Genomic DNA, 19,198 nt, shown 5'->3' with positions numbered 1-19,198 from the left:
CTCGCCCCTAAAAACATTAATTCCCGCATTGATTCAACTACAACAAGGACTCTTTAAATGATAGCGCCATGGAAGTTCAAGTGTGAAAACCTACACATCCAATTTGACGCAGCCTTTTGCCATGAACGTCTATCTCTTAAAATTTCCGACGCCCTTTCTTTTTTACCGAAGGAAGCAACGATCAGTCAAAGAATGCTCTTGACGATTTCAAAAATGCACTCAACCTGTTATAGCGACAACGATTTCATCGTCAGCCATGAAGTCATTATGAAAGTGATGATTGAGCTAGACTCTGTGCTGTACTATTACCCGATACTGGCCATTGTTGATGCCCCCCACTCTATTACAAGAGGTGCCTTTCTCGGATATGCAAAACACATCGGGGAGGTTAAATTTGGTAATTCACTCAGTCATTTCCATATGGAAGGGGTCGACAATTTCATTCAATTCGATATGTCCCCCTCGGAAATCGAAGAGATATCCCTCCTCCCGCATCTGACCTATCGACACTATCGGACCCCTGACTTTGAAGCCAAAGGGCTATCGGTGATCGACATTACAGATCACATCGCCTCACCCATTTCAAAATGCACATCCCTGGCTGTGGATTTTCCATTTCTCGAGCAGTGCGGAATTACGCCACTGAGCCCCTACAAAGTCGGGATGATTTCCGACTCCTTCACCGTGCTGGGTGCCAGCTATGTCTAAAGTCCTCTTTATCGGAAAAGGAATCATCACGACATCGCTGGGCAAACATCTGGACAGCTGCGCGTGGAAGGTCAGTCATCACCACAGGGAAGAGGGGAATTTAAACACCTGCGACCTTTCACTGTATGACTACGTCGTCTCCTGCCTGCCTGATGCAGAAACTGCAAAAACAGTATGGGACGATATTTTAATTTCAGCGGTGGCTAGCAAGGCACACAAGACCGTATTTATTGAAATATCCACACTGACATGTGAAACGATTAAAAACATAAATGCCGACTTCTGTCGTGAACACTTTACCTTTATCGAAGCCCCTTTTACGGGCAGTAAAACAGGCGCCTTAAATGGAAGCCTTATTTACTTTGCAGCCTCGGACATTGCGTCACCCGAACACGATGTCTTTCTTAAAAGCACTTCTTCAAAAATATACAACTTCCAGAATATCGGCACCCCGACACAGTTCAAATTATTTTATAACCTCTGGGGGCTCACCTCTCTTGGCCTGATGGGGCAAATGCTTCAAATCATGCGCTCTTTGCCCCAAGCGGAGTTAATATCCGAAATCCTCACCTCCCATGAAGGATTCTGGATGAATACCATCGCCAGACAGAAACTTCATCAAAGCCTGTCTCAACAGTATGACGATGTTCACTGCAAACTAAAATACGCAACAAAAGATATACGATACGCCTTGGATGAATTCAGAGATTACAACCTGGACTTATCCAAACACTTACTTTCCCTACTGGAGAAAGACGGAGCCCAGCACTACAACGATCTGGATTTCACTTCAATGTGCGAGCTTTTCAGATGAATGAATTACGTGTTATCCATCGTCAGGCGAAGCACACTTTAGCACTTGCCAAATACCCGGAAGCCCAGCCGCACTGGGTCGCCGACATGTCTTTTGCAACACCTGAGCCTGTACTATCCGCAATAAAGGATAGAGTTGCAGAAGGGCACTTTTCCTACCCCAACACACCGGATACTTTATACGACGCCATTCAACACTGGTGCAAAACCCGTTACCAGTGGGATATTGATCGTGAGTGGATTGTTATCGTCCCAAATACCATGTCTGGTGTAAGGACCGGCGTTAAAAGTGTCTGCGAGAAAGGCCCTCTTTTCTTTCAACGGCCTAATTACAGCAAGCTGCTGAATCTAAGCAGTGGTTTCGACGTTGAATCCAGGATCATAAATCCAGCCATGGCAGGCACGCCATTTTACGCTAACGATTTTCTTGAGATAAAACGTGCCCGACCATCAGCAGTGGTTTTATGTAACCCTACGAATCCGACCGGAATCGTGTCCAGCCGGGAACAATTAGAAGCCATGGCTAACTGCATTCAGGATCTGGACACGGTCATCATTTCCGACGAAGCTCATGCAGATTTCATTCTCGGGGAGCGCTACCATATCCCGGCGGGCTCAGTAAAGGGCCTGGAGAATAGATCCATAACAATCTTATCCCCCAGTAAAACGTTCAATCTGGCGGGTATATCCGTAGCCTATGCAGTGATTCCGTCGCGGTCACTTCGGGAAAAGTTTATATCGACTAAAGAGTTTTACTCTACGGGAATCAACGCATTGGGACTCGTGGCGCTAGAGCACGCTTATCTTCATTGTGCAAAATGGCTTGACAAGCTTGTCGTGCACCTGAAGGAAAACCAAGCTATACTGCGCAACGATTTGCTGCACACATCGCTACGGTATAGCCCTTCAGATGCGACATATCTCGCGTGGATTGATGCTAGAGAAGCAGGTGACAACATTTTCGAGAAGCTTTTACACAGGGGCATTGCAGTATCGGACGGCCATGAGTTTGGGTCCCCCGGCTGGATAAGATTAAATTTCTCCTGCCCGACAGATCAACTAAAAAATGCAACCAACACAATGTTAAGTTTGTTTGGAAGTTCTAAATGAAAATTCTTGTTACTGGCGGCGCTGGATATATTGGCAATACCATTGCCTTTGCGTTGGCTGATGCCGGCTATCACCCGATCATTCTCGATGAACAACCTGCTCAGGCTCATGAGACATTTACCTCTTTTGACTACTATCAAGGTGACATTGCAGACAAAGCGCTGCTGACAGCCATCGTTGAAGCGCACCCTGAAATACAATTGGTTATTCACTGTGCGGCCAAGATTGATGTGTCCGAGTCGACCCTGGAACCAGAACTGTACTACACCAATAACTTCTCGAAATCCGTTGCCATGGTTAATCACTTGATTGACCTCGGTGTTAAAAAGCTGATACTCAGCGGTACGGCTTCGTTGTACAACTCAGAAGTTGCTTATAGCTTCGATGAAAATGCACCCCCCAACCCAACCAGCCCTTATGCCCGGTCCAAATACTTCCTGGAACTCGCTCTCAGTGACATTGCGAGAGCAAGAGACTTTCAGTTCGTCATCTTCAGGTATTTCAACCCGATTGGAAGCGACAAAGAACTAAGAACGGGTTTCCGGGGGAGCAACAAGAGCAGCCTTTTGAACTCGCTGATCCAATGTGCAACCCTCAATAAGCCGTTTCAGCTCAATGGTGTCGACTGGGATACTCGTGATGGCTCGACCATTAGAGACTTCGTGGACGTACGCGACCTTGCGGACGCGCACGTTCTGGCAGCCGAAGTATTTGGCAAAGATAACTTGTCTGTTCCACTCAATACCTTTGGTCTTCCCATCATAAACCTGGGCTCGGAGCAAGGTGTCACAGTCAAAGAGTTTGTCTCTGTTTTCACAAAAGCTACGACATCCGACCTGATCGTGGAACTGGTTGGTCGTCGTTCAGGAGATATCATTGGTGGCTATGCATCCAGCAAGCTAGCGCGCGAACTGCTTGGCTGGAGCCCTTCTACCATTCTCGAAACATCTATTCTCAACTCCATCCGCTGGGAGTCTAAACTGTCATCCGTTTAGTGGCTGATAGATCATTTCTCATTACGAGTACTCCACAAGAGTGCTCGTAATGAAAAACCGTACAGTGATATACAATCCCATCCCTGTAGTCACCAATCCGAACGCTGGCCCGGCTGATTGATAGTTTGCGTTTGAATATCAGACCGAATGGAAAACCTCATGAAGCGTCTATGTGCCGCAGCCGATCTTCCCGAGGCAGAAAGCCGCGGGTTTGAAAGTGGTGGGCTGAAGCTGCTGGCAGTACGTCGCCAGGGTCAAGTGTTCGTCTACAGGAATCGTTGCCCCCATCGCGGCATTGCGCTGGAGTGGGAGGCGGACCGGTTTCTGGATGACAGCGCCAGCCTGATCCAGTGCGCCAGCCATGGCGCACTGTTTCTTGTCGAGAATGGCGAATGTGTTGCGGGGCCTTGCGAAGGACAATCGCTGAGCGCCATTGCCTGCCGGGAGGACGCCGAAGGGATCTGGGTCATGCTGCCGGATGAGGAGCAATAGTTCAGCCCAAACCCTGAACCTGCAAACGCCTGTCGATGCGTACCTCTTCCGGCGTCAGTTGAACCCCATAAGCCAACACCTCGACACCCGCCGCCACAGCTTCACGCAGCGCAGCGGCATAAGCCGGGTCGATTTCCTCTGCCGGGCGAACCGCATCTATGCCGCTGAGGTTCACGCAATACAGCAAGACGGCACGCACGCCATCGCGAGCCAGTGCCGCCAGCTCACGCAAATGCCGGGCACCACGCTGAGTGACCGCGTCGGGAAAGGCCGCAACAGTTGAATCATCAAAGCCCAGCGTGACGCTCTTGACCTCCACATAGGCATAGCCTTCGGGGTATTCGAGGCGAAAATCCACCCGGCTTTTTTCCTGCCCGTAAGCCACCTCGCGCTTGAGTGCCGTAAAGCCATTGAGTTCGATGATAACCCCGGCGCGCAGTGCTTCCTCGACCAGCGTATTGGCGCGCCCGGTATTGATGCAGGCAATGCGTCCCTGAGGCGTTTCGCTGATCTCCCAAGTCCCGGGCAGCTTGCGCTTGGGATCATTGGAGCGACTGAACCAGACTCGTCCTCCTGGCAGCATGCAATTGAGCATCGAGCCGGTATTGGGGCAATGAATGGTCAGCAACTCGCCGCTATCGGTCTCGATATCAGCCAGGAAGCGTTTGTAGCGAATCAGCAAGCGACCTTGCTCAAGTTCAGGAGAGAAACGCATCAGCTTTTCCAGCTCCGCAAGCCACGGGCAATCCGCTCGACCGCCTCTTCAAGCCTTGGCAGGCTTTGGGTATAAGCAAAGCGCACATGATGCCCCGCCTGAAAGCGTCCGAAATCCAGCCCAGGCGTGAACGCGACGTGCTCGGTTTCAAGGAAGTGCCGACAAAACTCAAAGGCATCGCCACCGAAGGCGCTGATATCGGCATACAGATAGAAAGCCCCTTGCGGCTCGACCGCAATACCGAAACCCAGCTCGCGCAAGGCAGGCAGCAGGAAGTCGCGGCGGCGACCGAATTCGGCGCGGCGCTGCTCGAAAATCTCGATGGTCTGCGGCTCGAAACAGGCCAGCGCGGCATATTGGGCCATGCTCGGAGCGCTGATGTAGAGGTTCTGCGCCAGCTTCTCCAGATCGGCAACGGCTTCGGGAGGCGCCACCAGCCACCCCAGACGCCAGCCCGTCATGCCGAAATACTTTGAAAAACTATTGAGGACGAACGCATCGTTATCGACTTCCAGCACGCTGCTCGCGTCAACGCCGTAAGTCAGTCCGTGATAGATCTCATCCACGACCAGATGACCGTTGCGCGCCTTGAGCGTCTGCGACAACGCGGCCAGCTCATCCACATGCAGAAGCGTGCCTGTCGGGTTGGCCGGGGATGCGACCAAGGCACCGACGCTGTCTTGATTCCAGTGCTGCGCTACCAGTTCTGGAGTCAATTGGTAACGCTCTTGCGGCCCGACCGGCACCAGTTGCGCGGCGCCTTCCACCAGACGCAGAAAATGCCGATTGCACGGATAACCCGGATCGGCCAGCAACCAGTGTTTGCCGGGATCGACCAGAAGACTGCTGGCCAGCAGCAATGCACCTGAACCACCGGGCGTGACAAGAATCCGCTCCGGGTCGATATCCAGTCGATAGCGCTGAGCGTAGAAACCGGCGATAGCCTGGCGCAACTCCGGCAGGCCGCGGGCTGCGGTATAACGGGTTTTACCCTCTGCAAGCGCCGCCTGCCCAGCCGCAATGATGGGCTCTGCCGTGGTGAAATCGGGCTCTCCGATCTCCAGATGAATGACATCGTGGCCCGCCGCCTGCAACTCATTGGCCCGCGCCAAAAGCGCCATGACATGAAAAGGTTCGATGGCGCGACTACGCTCACTGTAAGGCTGGGCCATTTTTCTTCCTTAAATGAAACACGAATCAGAAACATAACGGTCATGACCATTCGGCTAGATTCTAACCAAGCGTTTGCCGTGCCGTACTTTAAATCATGAAACGCCAGTACTTGTTGAACAGAAAATAAAAAGACCGGGACAGCTGCACGCCTTGATGACTGTGTGCTTGCGTTACAAGCGTCCTGTTCTGTAGAGAAGCGAGACGATGCTCGACAACCGGGAGTAGCGCACCACGATTTGATCTGGTAAGTTCGCCCGCTTGCAGCTGCAGGGCCGACAGGGGTCGGTGATGGAACAATCCTGCGCAATAGATTAGAAGAGTGAGAGGCGGTCCATACATGCCCACCCCAGAAAAGCAACAGAATCATCTAATCAGCGGCTTTGAACCCTACGTGGAAAAAGCGGGTGAAGAGTATATGGGCGAGCCCATGCGCGCGCACTTCACCAAGATCCTGAACAAGTGGAAACAGGATCTGATGCAAGAGGTCGACCGCACGGTAGACCACATGAAGGACGAAGCTGCAAACTTCCCCGACCCAGCAGACCGTGCCAGTCAGGAAGAAGAATTCAGCCTGGAACTTCGTGCCCGTGATCGTGAGCGCAAGCTGATCAAGAAGATCGACAAGACGCTGCAACTGATCCTGGACGAAGAATACGGCTGGTGTGAATCCTGCGGTGTGGAAATCGGCCTTCGTCGCCTTGAAGCACGCCCGACTGCCGACCTTTGCATCGACTGCAAGACACTGGCAGAAATCAAGGAAAAACAGGTCGGCAAGTGATCTGACGACCACCTTGAACAAAAAGACGCTTCGGCGTCTTTTTTGGTTTCATGAGTCCACTTCCTGGTTTGGATGCAACCATGAAAAACCCGGTTTACATCGGACGCTTTGCGCCAACTCCAAGCGGTTACCTGCACTTCGGCTCATTGGTCGCAGCGCTCGCGTCCTATCTCGACGCCCGTGCCGCAGGCGGCAAATGGTTGATGCGCATGGAAGACCTGGACCCGCCTCGGGAGGTCGCCGGGGCGCAAGCTGCGATTCTCGACACCCTTGAGCGCTACGGCTTTGAATGGGATGGTGAACTGGTCCGCCAGAGCCTGCGCCATGATGCCTATGCCGAAGTCCTGAATCGCTGGTTCAGTCACGGCCTGGCATATGCCTGCACCTGTTCGCGCAAACAACTGGAAGGTTTCGAGGGCATCTACCCCGGTTTTTGCCGCAACGCCGGGCATGCAACCGAAGATGCCGCGATACGTATCCGCGTACCGGAGCTGGAGTACCGCTTCATCGATCGGGTGCAGGGTGCCTTCAAGCAGCATCTGGGCCGCGAATCCGGGGACTTTGTCATTCGACGGCGCGACGGCCTGTATGCCTATCAACTGGCCGTGGTGATCGATGATGCCTGGCAGGGCGTTACCGATATCGTGCGCGGTGCCGACTTGCTGGACTCAACGCCTCGCCAGCTCTACCTTCAAGAGTTGCTGGGGCTGCCGCAGCCGCGTTACCTGCATGTGCCGCTGATCACTCAGCCCGATGGCCACAAGCTGGGCAAATCCTATCGCTCGCCACCACTGCCCGCCGATCAGGCGACACCTTTATTGCTGCGGGCATTACGAGCGCTCGGCCAGCCCACGACCAGCGACCTGGTCTACGGCAGCGCCCGTGAAGTGCTCGACTGGGGCATCGCGCACTGGGATGCAGCGGCAATACCGCGCACGAGCACAATTGAGGAAGCCCGAATAGACTGAGCTAGAGCGGTCGCGGAAAACTCGTACATAAGTAGACTTGCAGGTTGTACGGCATCCGTTACCATGCCGCTCCTTACTAGGGAGACCCTATGTATATTTACCGGCTGGTCTTACTCCTGGTAGTAGGCATCTACCTCTTCTCCCCGGCCATCATGGACTGGTGGATCGACGCGACAGGTGCCTGGTATCGCCCCTATATGCTGTGGCTGATCCTGATTGTGGTGACCTTCATTCTTCAGAGCCAGCGAGATGCCGATGAGCTTTAGCCTGACGCAGATGCTGCTGGTCAGCGCCGGATATCTGCTGTTCCTGTTCGGCATTGCCTGGATCAGTGAACGTGGCGTCATTCCACGCTGGATCATTCGTCACCCCCTGACCTACACCTTGTCGCTGGGCGTGTATGCCAGTGCATGGGCGTTCTATGGTTCTGTCGGCCTGGCGTATCAGTATGGCTATGGCTTCCTGTCCAGCTACCTCGGGGTTTCCGGGGCATTTCTGCTGGCCCCGGTGTTGCTTTACCCCATTCTCAAGATCACCCGCACCTACCAGCTTTCGTCCCTGGCCGACCTGTTTGCCTTTCGTTTCAGAAGCACCTGGGCTGGCGCGCTGACCACGGTTTTCATGCTGATTGGCGTGCTGCCGCTTCTGGCATTGCAGATTCAGGCCGTGGCCGATTCCATCAGCATCCTGACCCGTGAGCCGGTACAGGATCGGGTCGCCGTAGCGTTCTGTGCGTTGATCACGCTCTTCACCATCTTCTTCGGCTCACGGCATATCGCAACGCGGGAAAAACATGAAGGGCTGGTGTTCGCCGTTGCTTTCGAGTCACTGATCAAGCTGATTGCCCTGGGCGGCGTCGGGCTTTATGCCTTGTATGGCGTATTCGACGGCCCGCAGAACCTGGAGCTTTGGCTGCTGCAAAACCAGACGGCTCTGGCCTCGTTGCATACGCCGTTGCAGGAAGGTCCATGGCGCACATTGCTGTTAGTGTTTTTCGCTTCAGCCATCGTGATGCCGCACATGTATCACATGACCTTCACTGAAAACCTCAACCCGCGCTCGTTGGTCAGCGCCAGCTGGGGGTTGCCGCTGTTCCTGCTGCTGATCAGTCTGGCTGTGCCACTGATTCTGTGGGCCGGGCTCAAGCTGGGCGCCACCACCAGCCCTGAATATTTCACCCTGGGGATCGGCATCGCCGCCAACAGCAAGCCGCTGGCCTTGCTGGCGTATGTGGGCGGGCTGGCGGCTGCCAGCGGCCTGATTATCGTCACCACCCTGGCGCTTTCGGGTATGGCGCTCAACCATCTGGTGCTGCCGCTTTATCAGCCTCCGGCCGAAGGCAATATCTATCGCTGGCTGAAATGGACCCGGCGCGGCCTGATCGTGGCGATCATCACCGCAGGCTATTGCTTCTACCTGATGCTTGGTGCGCAACAGGACCTGGCCAACCTGGGCATCGTCGCCTTCGTTGCGACCCTGCAATTTCTCCCCGGTGTGCTGTCGGTGCTGTATTGGCCAACCGCCAACCGGCGCGGTTTCATCGCTGGCCTGCTTGCCGGAACGGCTGTCTGGGTTGTGGGCATGCTGTTACCGCTGATCGGTAACCTGCAGGGTTTCTATATTCCGCTGCTGAACATGATCTACGTGCTGGATGACACAAGCTGGCACATGGCGGCCATCGCCTCGCTGGCAGCCAACGTGCTGTTGTTCACTCTGATTTCGCTGTTCACCAATGCTAGCCCCGAAGAAGTCAGTGCTGCCGAGGCCTGTGCCGTCGACAATGTACGTCGCCCGCAGCGCCGCGAGCTGTATGCAGTGTCGCCACAGGAATTCGCCACTCAACTGGCCAAGCCGCTGGGTGCCAAGGCTGCGCAGAAGGAAGTCGAGCAGGCGCTGCGCGATCTGTATCTGCCGTTTGACGAGCGCCGCCCTTATGCCCTGCGCCGTCTGCGCGACCGAATCGAGGCCAACCTGTCCGGCCTGATGGGGCCAAGCGTGGCCCAGGACATGGTGGAAACCTTCCTGCCCTACAAGTCCGGCAGCGAGAAATACGTCACTGAAGACATTCACTTCATCGAGAGCCGCCTTGAGGACTATCACTCGCGCCTGACCGGCCTTGCCGCCGAACTCGATGCCTTGCGCCGCTATCACCGTCAGACCCTTCAGGAACTGCCCATGGGTGTCTGCTCGCTGGCCAAGGATCAGGAAATCCTCATGTGGAACCGGGCCATGGAAGAGCTGACCGGCATTGCCGCTCAGCGCGTGGTGGGCTCGCGCCTGGAAACCATCACAGAACCATGGAAAGGCCTGCTGACAGGCTTTATCAATGTACCGGACGAGCACTTGCACAAGCAGAAGCTCGCTCTGGACGGACAGACCCGCTGGCTCAACCTGCACAAGGCCGCTATCGACGAGCCGCTGGCCCCCGGCAGCAGCGGCCTGGTGGTGCTGGTCGAAGACCTGACCGAAACCCAGATGCTGGAAGACAAGCTGGTCCACTCGGAACGACTGGCAAGTATCGGGCGTCTGGCGGCCGGCGTTGCCCATGAGATCGGCAACCCGATCACCGGCATCGCCTGCCTTGCGCAGAACCTGCGCGAAGAGCGCGAGGAAGACGGTGAAATCAAGGAAATCAGCAGTCAGATCCTTGAGCAGACCAAGCGTGTCTCGCGCATCGTGCAATCCTTGATGAGCTTCGCCCACGCAGGCGCTCATCAGCATAACGACGAAGCCGTCTGTCTGGCCGAGGTCGCTCAGGATGCCATTGGTCTGCTGGCACTGAACCGCCGCAATTTCGAAGTCCAGTTCTATAACCTGTGCAACCCTCAGCACAAGGTCGATGGCGACCCGCAACGGCTGGCACAGGTGTTGATCAATCTGCTCTCCAACGCCCGCGACGCCTCGCCGTCCGGCAGCGCTGTCAGGGTCAAGAGCGAAGCATCCGAACACACTGTAGATCTGATCGTCGAAGACGAAGGCAGTGGAATTCCGAAGGCAATCATGGATCGATTGTTTGAACCATTCTTCACGACCAAGGAACCGGGAGAAGGAACCGGGCTAGGTCTTGCACTGGTCTATTCCATCGTTGAAGAGCATTATGGACAAATCACCATCGACAGCCCGGCTGACCCCGAGCAGCAACGAGGCACCCGTATCAGGGTAACCTTGCCGCGCCATGTCGAAGCGACGTCCGCCGTGAACTGAGACCGTCGAGAGAACTGAATCGATGCCGCATATTTTGATCGTCGAAGACGAAACCATTATCCGCTCTGCCCTGCGTCGTCTGCTTGAGCGCAACCAGTACGAAGTCAGCGAAGCAGGATCGGTACCCGAGGCTCAGGAGCGTTTCAATATTTCGTCGTTTGACCTGATCGTCAGCGACCTGCGACTGCCTGGCGCTCCTGGCACCGAACTGATCAAGCTTGGCGAAGGTAAGCCTGTCCTTATCATGACCAGCTATGCCAGCCTGCGCTCGGCCGTTGATTCCATGAAAATGGGCGCAGTGGATTACATCGCCAAACCCTTCGACCACGATGAAATGCTCCAGGCTGTCGCACGTATCCTGCGTGATCGCCAGACCAGCTCAAGCCAGCAGGCAGAACGCAGTGCCCCCGCCAAAGCCAATGGTGCCGACAAGGGCGCCACGCACAACGGCGAAATCGGCATCATCGGCTCCTGCCCGCCCATGCTCGATCTTTACAGCAAGATCCGTAAAGTCGCGCCGACCGACTCCAACGTTCTGGTCCAGGGCGAGTCCGGTACCGGCAAGGAACTGGTCGCCCGCGCTCTGCACAATCTTTCGCGCCGCGCCAAGGCACCGATGATATCCGTGAACTGCGCAGCGATTCCCGAATCCCTGATCGAGTCCGAACTCTTCGGCCATGAAAAAGGTGCCTTCACCGGAGCCAGCGCAGGTCGCGCAGGCCTGGTGGAAGCCGCCGATGGCGGGACCCTGTTTCTCGATGAAATCGGCGAACTGCCTCTGGAAGCGCAGGCCCGACTCTTGCGGGTACTGCAGGAAGGCGAGATTCGTCGCGTGGGCTCCGTGCAGTCACAGAAGGTCGATGTTCGCCTGATCGCCGCAACCCACCGGGACCTCAAGACCCTGGCCAAGAATGGCGAGTTCCGTGAAGACCTTTATTACCGCTTGCACGTGATTGCGCTGAAACTGCCGGCACTGCGCGAACGCGGTAACGATGTACTCGAAATCGCCCGCGCCTTTCTGGTACGCCAGAGCGCCAAGGCCGGCCGCAACGACCTGAAGTTTGCCCTCGACGCTGAACAGGCGATCCGTCATTACAGCTGGCCGGGTAACGTGCGGGAACTGGAAAACGCAGTGGAGCGTTCGGTGATCCTGTGCGAAAGCCCGGAAATCTCTGCCGACCTGCTGGGCATCGATATAGAACTGGACGGCCTGGACGAAGACGAATACATGGGGCTGGCCCCACTGAGCGCTTCCGCGAACTCGACCAACAACGAGCCTACCGAAGACCTCTCACTGGAAGACTACTTCCAGCATTTCGTTCTGGAGCATCAGGACCACATGACCGAGACCGAACTGGCGCGCAAACTGGGCGTCAGCCGCAAATGCCTGTGGGAACGCCGCCAGCGCCTGGGCATTCCACGCCGCAAAGGGGTCGCCAACGAAACCTGAGAAGGCTCTGCGTCGGGGTGCGCAGGTCAGTTAACAAAACTGTTACCTTCGTACCTCCTCCGTAACAAAAGCCGGGTCTTACGGTAACGAAGCCCGGCTTTTTTGTACCTGACCCAAAAGCCGGATACCCGCAAAGCCCCGGTTTTACTGGGTTAGCAAAAGTTGGCACACCTTCTGCTATATGCTTAGTACAAGAAGAACAACAAGCAGTACGACACCCATAATAAAAATAAGACGAATCGACTCACGCATAACAAGAACAACACGGCGGAGGCGCAGCTAACTGATTCTTTTGGAGAGGAGTTGTATTTGGGGCTTGCCCCGCAACCAGGCCGAGAACAATAAAAACTACCCTTAGGTAGCGCCTGAACTGGTTGGATCGAATGATCATTGCAACGCAGCGACCAAAGCAATCCGTTTGCTCTTGACTCCCGATTGGGAGATTTCACAGGCGAAACCCTGTGAATGGGCACTCAACAAAAACAAGAAGCCCAAAAAGACAATAAAAATAAAGAGCACGCACTTTGGGGGAGCTTCGGCTCCCCCAGTAGCTTCCAGAGCTTTTACATCTCTTCCTCTTGATGCCGATGCGCAGCGTCCTACACCATCCCCCGACTAAATGCTAGAATCCCCGCCCATCGTGCGGCCATTCTTCATTTTGGCCGAATATTCCTTCAAACAGTGCATCCCATGCTGAAGAAGCTGTTCCAGTCATTCCGTTCCCCACTGCGTAAACCGCAGCAACACACGCGCACCACGCCTGAAGTGCTCAATAGCAGCCAGCACTCGCTGCAACGCAGCCAGTTCAGCCGTCATGCCGTCAATATCGTCGAACGCCTGCAAAACGCTGGCTACCAGGCCTATCTGGTCGGCGGTTGTGTACGCGACCTGATGCTCAATATCGAGCCAAAGGACTTCGACGTGGCGACCAGCGCCACTCCCGAGCAGGTACGTGCAGAATTCCGTAACGCCCGGATCATCGGCCGCCGCTTCAAGCTGGTCCATATCCATTTTGGCCGGGAAATCATCGAAGTCGCGACCTTTCGTGCCAATCATCCTCAGGATGAGGACGAAGAGGACAGCAACCAGTCTTCGCGCAATGAAAGCGGCCGCATCCTGCGTGACAACGTCTATGGCACGCTGGAAGAAGACGCCCAGCGCCGTGACTTCACGATCAACGCGCTGTATTACGATCCGGTCAGCGAGCGGGTTCTCGATTACGCCAACGGCGTACACGACATTCGCAACCGCCTGATCCGCCTGATTGGCGACCCGGAGCAACGCTACAAGGAAGACCCGGTGCGCATGCTGCGGGCCGTGCGCTTCGCAGCCAAGCTGGATTTCGGCATCGAAAAACACAGCACCCTGCCGATTCGCCCGCTGGCCCCGATGCTGCGTGATATCCCGTCGGCCCGTCTGTTTGAAGAAGTGCTCAAGCTGTTCCTATCCGGCCACGCCGAGCCCACCTTTGAAATGCTGGTGGACCTGGAGCTGTTCGAGCCACTGTTCCCGGCCAGCTCCAAGGCCCTGGAATACAACCCGACCTACACCCATACCCTGATCAGCCAGGCCTTGATCAACACCGACCTGCGCATCAAGCAGAACAAGCCGGTCACTCCGGCATTCCTGTTCGCTGCCCTGCTCTGGCCGGCACTGCCAGCCAAGGTACTGCGCCTGCAAGAGCGCGGCATGCCGCCGATTGCTGCCATGCAGGAAGCCGCCCACGAGCTGATCATCGAGCAATGCCAGCGCATCGCGATCCCCAAGCGTTTCACCATGCCGATCCGCGAGATCTGGGACATGCAGGAACGTCTGCCGCGCCGCTCCGGCAAGCGCGCCGACCTGCTGCTCGACAACCCGCGCTTCCGTGCCGGTTACGACTTCCTGCTGCTGCGCGAAACCGCTGGCGAGCAGACCGACGGCCTGGGCGAGTGGTGGACCGATTATCAGGACAGCAACGACAGCGAACGCCGCGACATGATTCGTGACCTGAGCAACAAGCCTGAAGCGGCCGGCACCGGTCCACGCAAGCGTCGTCGCAGCAGCGGCGCCAAACGCAAGCGCTCAGACGCCGAGGCGTCGGGTGAGTAAGCAGTCGACCCTCGAACGTGTCTATATCGGCCTGGGCAGCAATCTTGCTGACCCGGCCGAGCAATTGCGTCAGGCCCTCGATGCAATAGCGCAACTGCCACAGAGCCAACTGGCAGGCGTCTCGTCCTTTTACGTCAGCGACTCCCTGCTGCCCGGCCAGCCCCGCTATACCAATGCGGTAGCAGCGCTGGATACATCACTGGCACCGCTTGAACTGCTCGATGCATTGCAAGGCATCGAGCTGGATCAAGGCCGCGAACGCCATGAACGCTGGGGGCCACGCACGCTGGACCTGGATATCCTGCTGTTCGGCGAGCGACTTATCGACGAGCCACGCCTGAAAGTGCCGCACTATCACATGCACGCCCGGCCCTTCGTGCTCTACCCTTTGGCAGAACTCGCCCCCCGACTGCATCTGGCAGACGGACGCGCCCTGAGCCAGTTATTGGCCGACTGTCCATTCGCGGGTCTGGAGCGTTTGTCCGCTCAGGCGTAACGCTGTTGTGTCACCCGTTACGCCGCATCTGTAACCGATGATGAAAACGGGTAACACCTGCAATTGACTTCATGCCCCCTCCTCACGAAGATAGGCCTCCCGCCGCCAACCCACGGGTGAACGGGCGTGAAACAGGCCTTTGCGAAACACCGCGACACGACGGTGTGCCTGCTTTTCCAAGATGAATCGCCGCAGTGTGCATAGCGCCTGATGGAGACTTTAAATGCCTGATATAACTGTTACGTCGCTGCTGGCACTCAAGCAGAAAGGTGAAAAAATCACCATGCTGACCTGCTACGACGCGACCTTCGCCCACACCGCCAGCCAGGCAGGTGTCGAAGTGTTGCTGGTTGGCGACTCGCTGGGCATGGTCCTGCAAGGGCATGACAGCACCTTGCCTGTTACCACTGCCGAAATGGCTTATCACGTTGCCTGCGTCAAACGCGGCAATCAGGGCGCGCTGATTCTCGCCGACCTGCCGTTCATGGCCAACGCCACCCTTGAGCAGACCTTCAGCAACAGCGCGGCACTCATGCAGGCTGGCGCACACATGGTCAAGGTCGAAGGTGCCGCGTGGCTGGCCGAATCGATACGCCTGCTCGCCGAACGCGGGATTCCGGTATGTGCCCACATGGGCCTGACACCGCAGGCTGTGAACGTGCTGGGCGGTTACAAGGTTCAGGGCCGCCTGGAAGCCCAGGCACGCCAGATGCGCGCTGACGCAATTACTCTGGAGCAGGCCGGTGCGGCCATGATCCTGCTGGAATGCGTACCGAGCGAACTGGCCGAGGAAATCACCCAGGCCGTTAAAGTCCCGGTCATCGGCATAGGCGCTGGCAGCTCCACCGACGGCCAGGTGCTGGTGCTGCATGACATGCTCGGCCTGTCGATCAGCGGTCGCGTCCCGAAATTCGTCAAGAACTTCATGGTCGGCCAGCCGGATATCCAGTCCGCTATCCAGGCCTACGTCAGCGCAGTGAAAAACGTCAGCTTCCCGGCAACTGAACACGGATTCTCGGCATGAACACAGTAAAAACCGTACTGGAACTGCGCGCAGCCGTTGCTCGCGCCCGCAGCGAAGGTAAACGGATCGGCTTGACGCCCACGATGGGCAACCTGCACAGCGGGCATACGGCACTGGTCACTCGTGCATCCCAGCGTGCAGACTTCGTGGTAGCCACCATCTTCGTCAACCCGTTGCAGTTCGGCCCCAACGAAGACCTGGCGAGTTACCCGCGCACTCTGGCTGCCGATCAGGAAAAACTTCTGGAAGCAGGTTGCAACCTGCTGTTCACGCCCAGCGTCGAAGAAATGTACCCGCACGGCATGGCTGATCAGACGCTGGTCAGCGTCCCGCACCTTTCCGAAGGGCTGTGCGGTGCAAGCCGTCCAGGCCATTTCGATGGTGTCGCCACCGTCGTCAGCAAGCTGTTCAACATGGTGCAGCCCGATCTGGCCGTGTTTGGCGAAAAAGACTTCCAGCAACTGGCTGTGATTCGTGCCCTGGTCCGGGATCTGAACATGCCGATCCAGATCATTGGCGAGCCGACCGTGCGCGCTGCCGATGGCCTGGCCCTGTCATCGCGTAACGGTTATCTGAGCGAAGAGCAACGCGCCAAAGCGCCTGCGCTGTATCGCGTGCTCCGTACGGTAGCCGACGGCATTCGCAACAACGAAGACATCAATGTCCTGATCGACATCGGCAAAAGGACGCTGGAAGCCGAAGGTTTCCGTATCGACTATCTGGAAGTGCGCGAAGCGACCAGCCTGCGTCCTGCGACCGGGCAAGACCGGGACCTGGTCATTCTGGCTGCAGCCTTTCTGGGCAAGACCCGCTTGATCGACAATCTGCACCTGACCAAGGAATAACAACAAGATGCAAACCGTGATGCTCAAAGCCAAACTGCACCGCGCAGAAGTCACCCACGCCGTGCTCGACTACGAAGGCTCATGCGCCATCGATGGCGAGTGGCTGGACCTGTCCGGCATTCGCGAGTACGAACAGATCCAGATCTACAACATCGACAATGGCGAGCGTTTCACCACCTACGCCATCCGTGGCGAAGAAGGTTCGCGCATGATTTCGGTCAATGGCGCGGCGGCCCACAAGGCAAAAGTCGGCGACCGTGTGATCATCTGCGCCTATGCTCAGTACTCCGACGCCGAGCTGGTCAATTTCAAGCCGCGCATGCTCTATATGGCGCCGGGCAATGAACTTAGCCATACAAGTAATGCCATACCGGTACAGGTTGCTTAAGCAATCCATACACCGAATAGCTAAAAGCCCGGTCACTGACATGTGTGAAATAGTACCGGGCTCAGGTAAGACAGAGCGCAGACAAACAGGCATGCGGAGGGTAGTCTCCGTTACGTTGCCGAGCATTCGAGTTTGCGACCTGGCTTTTCAACCTCCAAGGCAGTTCAAGTTAAAGGAAACCCGCAGCGATGGCGTACTACCGCAATCCTTCTGATGTGACCGCTCTGCCCGCCTGGCAAGCGCTGAGTCAACACCGCCAAGCCATGCAGGATTTCAGCATGCGCGATGCGTTCAATGCAGATCCGCAACGCTTCAGCCAATTCACCCTCAGCAGTTGCGGCCTGTTTCTCGACTACTCGAAAAACCTGATTACCGGCGAAACCCAGGATTTGCTGGTCAATCTGGCCAATGAAGTCGGCCTGAAAGAAGCTATCAAAGCGCAGTACGACGGCGAACTGGTCAACTCTTCAGAAGGTCGTCCGGCCCTGCATACCGCGCTGCGCCGCCCGGTTGGCGACAAGTTGCTGGTCAACGGCGTCAACGTGATGCCGGAAGTCCACAAAGTCCTCAACCAGATCACCGAACTAGTCGGGCGCATTCACGATGGCCTCTGGCGCGGCTACACCGAGAAACCCATCACCGACGTGGTGAACATCGGTATCGGTGGCTCGTTCCTCGGCCCGGAGCTGGTCTCCGAAGCACTCTTGTCGTACGCCCACAAAGGCGTGCGCTGCCATTACCTGGCCAATATCGACGGCAGTGAATTCCACGAACTGTCGATGAAGATTCGCGCCGAAACCACGCTGTTCATCGTGTCGTCGAAATCCTTCAATACGCTGGAAACCCTGAAGAACGCTCAGGCAGCACGCGCCTGGTATCTGGCTCAAGGGGGCTCCGAGGCCGAGCTGTATCGCCACTTCATCGCGGTATCGAGCAACAACGCTGCTGCGGTGGCCTTCGGTATCCGTGAAGAGAACATCTTCCCGATGTGGGACTGGGTTGGCGGACGTTACTCGCTGTGGTCGGCCATCGGCCTGCCTATCGCGCTGGCCATCGGCATGTCCAACTTCAAGGAATTGCTGTCCGGTGCCTACACCATGGACCAGCACTTCCAGAGCGCGCCTTTTGAAAAGAACATGCCGGTTCTGCTGGCACTGCTGGGCGTCTGGTATGGCAATTTCTGGGGCTCGCAGAGCCACGCGATCCTGCCTTACGACCACTACCTGCGCAACATCACCAAGCACTTGCAACAGCTGGACATGGAATCCAACGGCAAGAGCGTGCGCCAGGACGGTACTCCGGTTTCCACCGATACCGGCCCGGTCATCTGGGGTGGCGTCGGCTGCAATGGTCAGCACGCTTACCACCAGTTGCTGCACCAAGGCACCCAACTGATTCCGGCTGACTTCATCGTGCCGATCGTCAGCTTCAACCCGGTTTCCGACCATCACCAGTGGCTGTACGCCAACTGCCTGTCGCAAAGCCAGGCACTGATGCTGGGCAAGACCCGCGCCGAAGCCGAAGCCGAGCTGCGTGAAAAAGGCCTGCCGGAAGATCAGGTGCAGCAGATTGCGCCGCACAAGGTCATTCCGGGCAACCGCCCGAGCAACACGCTGGTGGTTGAACGCATCAGCCCACGCCGTCTGGGTGCGCTGGTGGCCATGTATGAACACAAGGTCTTCGTGCAGAGCGTGATCTGGGGCATCAACGCCTTCGACCAGTGGGGCGTCGAGCTGGGTAAAGAGCTGGGCAAAGGTGTTTATCAGCGCCTGACCGGCGGTATCGAAGACCCTGCCGAAGATGCTTCGACTCAAGGCCTGATCAACTACTTCCGCGGGCGTCATCGCGGCTGATCGAGATCGAAACAGGGGCAGATTCATTTGCGATGACGGTATTGAACACGACAGATATCTGTCGGATGTGACGGCCTCTCGCGAATGAATTCGCT

Annotated in this window: 18 protein-coding genes; 16 read left to right on the top strand and 2 right to left on the bottom strand. The window is 56.4% G+C overall.

Annotated elements, in window-relative coordinates; translation table 11 throughout:
• Positions 1-57: 57 nt before the first annotated feature.
• From ACODS3_RS16790 to ACODS3_RS16770, 5 genes are all read left to right on the top strand, one after another.
• The gene (locus ACODS3_RS16790) at positions 58-708 is read left to right on the top strand and encodes a hypothetical protein (protein WP_489035349.1); all 651 of its coding nucleotides are present in this window, start codon (positions 58-60) and stop codon (positions 706-708) included.
• Positions 701-1,522: an NAD(P)-binding domain-containing protein gene (locus tag ACODS3_RS16785; RefSeq protein WP_304575266.1), complete on the top strand. Its 822-nt coding sequence runs from the start codon at positions 701-703 to the stop codon at positions 1,520-1,522. Before ACODS3_RS16790 ends, ACODS3_RS16785 begins: the two co-directional genes overlap by 8 nt.
• Positions 1,519-2,631, top strand: coding sequence for a MalY/PatB family protein (locus ACODS3_RS16780; RefSeq protein WP_201020521.1), 1,113 nt, complete (start codon positions 1,519-1,521; stop codon positions 2,629-2,631). The genes ACODS3_RS16785 and ACODS3_RS16780 overlap by 4 nt, the downstream gene beginning before the upstream one ends.
• A complete protein-coding gene (locus ACODS3_RS16775; protein WP_489035347.1) occupies positions 2,628-3,626 on the top strand; it encodes an NAD-dependent epimerase/dehydratase family protein in 999 nt (332 codons plus the stop codon). Before ACODS3_RS16780 ends, ACODS3_RS16775 begins: the two co-directional genes overlap by 4 nt.
• 159 nt (positions 3,627-3,785) lie before the next feature.
• Positions 3,786-4,118 carry a Rieske (2Fe-2S) protein gene (locus ACODS3_RS16770; protein WP_201020523.1) on the top strand — a complete coding sequence of 111 codons (333 nt, stop codon included), beginning with the start codon at positions 3,786-3,788 and terminating at the stop codon, positions 4,116-4,118.
• 1 nt (position 4,119) lies between these two features.
• On the opposite strand, the gene sfsA is transcribed toward ACODS3_RS16770, so the two are convergent.
• Positions 4,120-4,833: a DNA/RNA nuclease SfsA gene (gene sfsA, locus ACODS3_RS16765; RefSeq protein WP_489035345.1), complete on the bottom strand. Its 714-nt coding sequence runs from the start codon at positions 4,831-4,833 to the stop codon at positions 4,120-4,122.
• Complete coding sequence (locus ACODS3_RS16760) at positions 4,833-6,005, bottom strand: pyridoxal phosphate-dependent aminotransferase (protein ID WP_489035343.1); 1,173 nt, start codon at positions 6,003-6,005, stop codon at positions 4,833-4,835. Before ACODS3_RS16760 ends, sfsA begins: the two co-directional genes overlap by 1 nt.
• A 338-nt stretch (positions 6,006-6,343) precedes the next feature.
• On the opposite strand from ACODS3_RS16760, the gene dksA reads away from it, so the two are divergent.
• The 11 genes from dksA to pgi all read left to right on the top strand — a co-directional run bounded on the left by dksA (position 6,344) and on the right by pgi (position 19,103).
• Positions 6,344-6,784, top strand: a complete 441-nt coding sequence (gene dksA / locus ACODS3_RS16755) for an RNA polymerase-binding protein DksA (protein WP_117166288.1) — start codon at positions 6,344-6,346, stop codon at positions 6,782-6,784.
• A gap of 80 nt (positions 6,785-6,864) precedes the next feature.
• Complete coding sequence (gene gluQRS / locus ACODS3_RS16750) at positions 6,865-7,752, top strand: tRNA glutamyl-Q(34) synthetase GluQRS (RefSeq protein WP_201020526.1); 888 nt, start codon at positions 6,865-6,867, stop codon at positions 7,750-7,752.
• An 89-nt stretch (positions 7,753-7,841) separates the two neighbouring features.
• A complete protein-coding gene (locus tag ACODS3_RS16745; RefSeq protein WP_002552060.1) occupies positions 7,842-8,018 on the top strand; it encodes a hypothetical protein in 177 nt (58 codons plus the stop codon).
• A complete protein-coding gene (locus ACODS3_RS16740) occupies positions 8,002-10,956 on the top strand; it encodes a sensor histidine kinase (RefSeq protein WP_201005484.1) in 2,955 nt (984 codons plus the stop codon). Before ACODS3_RS16745 ends, ACODS3_RS16740 begins: the two co-directional genes overlap by 17 nt.
• A 22-nt stretch (positions 10,957-10,978) precedes the next feature.
• Positions 10,979-12,406: a sigma-54-dependent transcriptional regulator gene (locus ACODS3_RS16735; protein ID WP_489035338.1), complete on the top strand. Its 1,428-nt coding sequence runs from the start codon at positions 10,979-10,981 to the stop codon at positions 12,404-12,406.
• Positions 12,407-13,096: 690 nt separating this feature from the next.
• Positions 13,097-14,497: a polynucleotide adenylyltransferase PcnB gene (locus ACODS3_RS16730; RefSeq protein WP_201020528.1), complete on the top strand. Its 1,401-nt coding sequence runs from the start codon at positions 13,097-13,099 to the stop codon at positions 14,495-14,497.
• Positions 14,490-14,993, top strand: a complete 504-nt coding sequence (gene folK / locus ACODS3_RS16725; protein ID WP_489035336.1) for a 2-amino-4-hydroxy-6-hydroxymethyldihydropteridine diphosphokinase — start codon at positions 14,490-14,492, stop codon at positions 14,991-14,993. Before ACODS3_RS16730 ends, folK begins: the two co-directional genes overlap by 8 nt.
• Positions 14,994-15,216: 223 nt before the next feature.
• Complete coding sequence (panB, locus tag ACODS3_RS16720; protein WP_489035334.1) at positions 15,217-16,017, top strand: 3-methyl-2-oxobutanoate hydroxymethyltransferase; 801 nt, start codon at positions 15,217-15,219, stop codon at positions 16,015-16,017.
• Positions 16,014-16,862 (top strand): pantoate--beta-alanine ligase, encoded by an 849-nt coding sequence (gene panC / locus ACODS3_RS16715; protein ID WP_489035332.1) that lies wholly within the window; start codon positions 16,014-16,016, stop codon positions 16,860-16,862. Before panB ends, panC begins: the two co-directional genes overlap by 4 nt.
• A 7-nt stretch (positions 16,863-16,869) precedes the next feature.
• Complete coding sequence (panD, locus tag ACODS3_RS16710) at positions 16,870-17,250, top strand: aspartate 1-decarboxylase (protein ID WP_201020532.1); 381 nt, start codon at positions 16,870-16,872, stop codon at positions 17,248-17,250.
• Between the two features lie 188 nt (positions 17,251-17,438).
• Complete coding sequence (gene pgi, locus ACODS3_RS16705) at positions 17,439-19,103, top strand: glucose-6-phosphate isomerase (RefSeq protein ID WP_201005496.1); 1,665 nt, start codon at positions 17,439-17,441, stop codon at positions 19,101-19,103.
• The last annotated feature ends 95 nt before the right edge of the window (positions 19,104-19,198 follow it).

The sequence above is a fragment of the Pseudomonas sp. FG43 genome (assembly GCF_057809175.1).
This window is presented reverse-complemented; position numbering and strand designations above follow the sequence as displayed.

Coding starts and splice junctions, on each gene's coding strand:
- ACODS3_RS16790 (WP_489035349.1), top strand. CDS start 58: ATGATAGCGCCATGGAAGTTCAAGTGTGAAAACCTACACATCCAATTT.
- ACODS3_RS16785 (WP_304575266.1), top strand. CDS start 701: ATGTCTAAAGTCCTCTTTATCGGAAAAGGAATCATCACGACATCGCTG.
- ACODS3_RS16780 (WP_201020521.1), top strand. CDS start 1,519: ATGAATGAATTACGTGTTATCCATCGTCAGGCGAAGCACACTTTAGCA.
- ACODS3_RS16775 (WP_489035347.1), top strand. CDS start 2,628: ATGAAAATTCTTGTTACTGGCGGCGCTGGATATATTGGCAATACCATT.
- ACODS3_RS16770 (WP_201020523.1), top strand. CDS start 3,786: ATGAAGCGTCTATGTGCCGCAGCCGATCTTCCCGAGGCAGAAAGCCGC.
- sfsA (WP_489035345.1), bottom strand. CDS start 4,833: ATGCGTTTCTCTCCTGAACTTGAGCAAGGTCGCTTGCTGATTCGCTAC.
- ACODS3_RS16760 (WP_489035343.1), bottom strand. CDS start 6,005: ATGGCCCAGCCTTACAGTGAGCGTAGTCGCGCCATCGAACCTTTTCAT.
- dksA (WP_117166288.1), top strand. CDS start 6,344: ATGCCCACCCCAGAAAAGCAACAGAATCATCTAATCAGCGGCTTTGAA.
- gluQRS (WP_201020526.1), top strand. CDS start 6,865: ATGAAAAACCCGGTTTACATCGGACGCTTTGCGCCAACTCCAAGCGGT.
- ACODS3_RS16745 (WP_002552060.1), top strand. CDS start 7,842: ATGTATATTTACCGGCTGGTCTTACTCCTGGTAGTAGGCATCTACCTC.
- ACODS3_RS16740 (WP_201005484.1), top strand. CDS start 8,002: ATGCCGATGAGCTTTAGCCTGACGCAGATGCTGCTGGTCAGCGCCGGA.
- ACODS3_RS16735 (WP_489035338.1), top strand. CDS start 10,979: ATGCCGCATATTTTGATCGTCGAAGACGAAACCATTATCCGCTCTGCC.
- ACODS3_RS16730 (WP_201020528.1), top strand. CDS start 13,097: ATGCTGAAGAAGCTGTTCCAGTCATTCCGTTCCCCACTGCGTAAACCG.
- panB (WP_489035334.1), top strand. CDS start 15,217: ATGCCTGATATAACTGTTACGTCGCTGCTGGCACTCAAGCAGAAAGGT.
- panC (WP_489035332.1), top strand. CDS start 16,014: ATGAACACAGTAAAAACCGTACTGGAACTGCGCGCAGCCGTTGCTCGC.
- panD (WP_201020532.1), top strand. CDS start 16,870: ATGCAAACCGTGATGCTCAAAGCCAAACTGCACCGCGCAGAAGTCACC.
- pgi (WP_201005496.1), top strand. CDS start 17,439: ATGGCGTACTACCGCAATCCTTCTGATGTGACCGCTCTGCCCGCCTGG.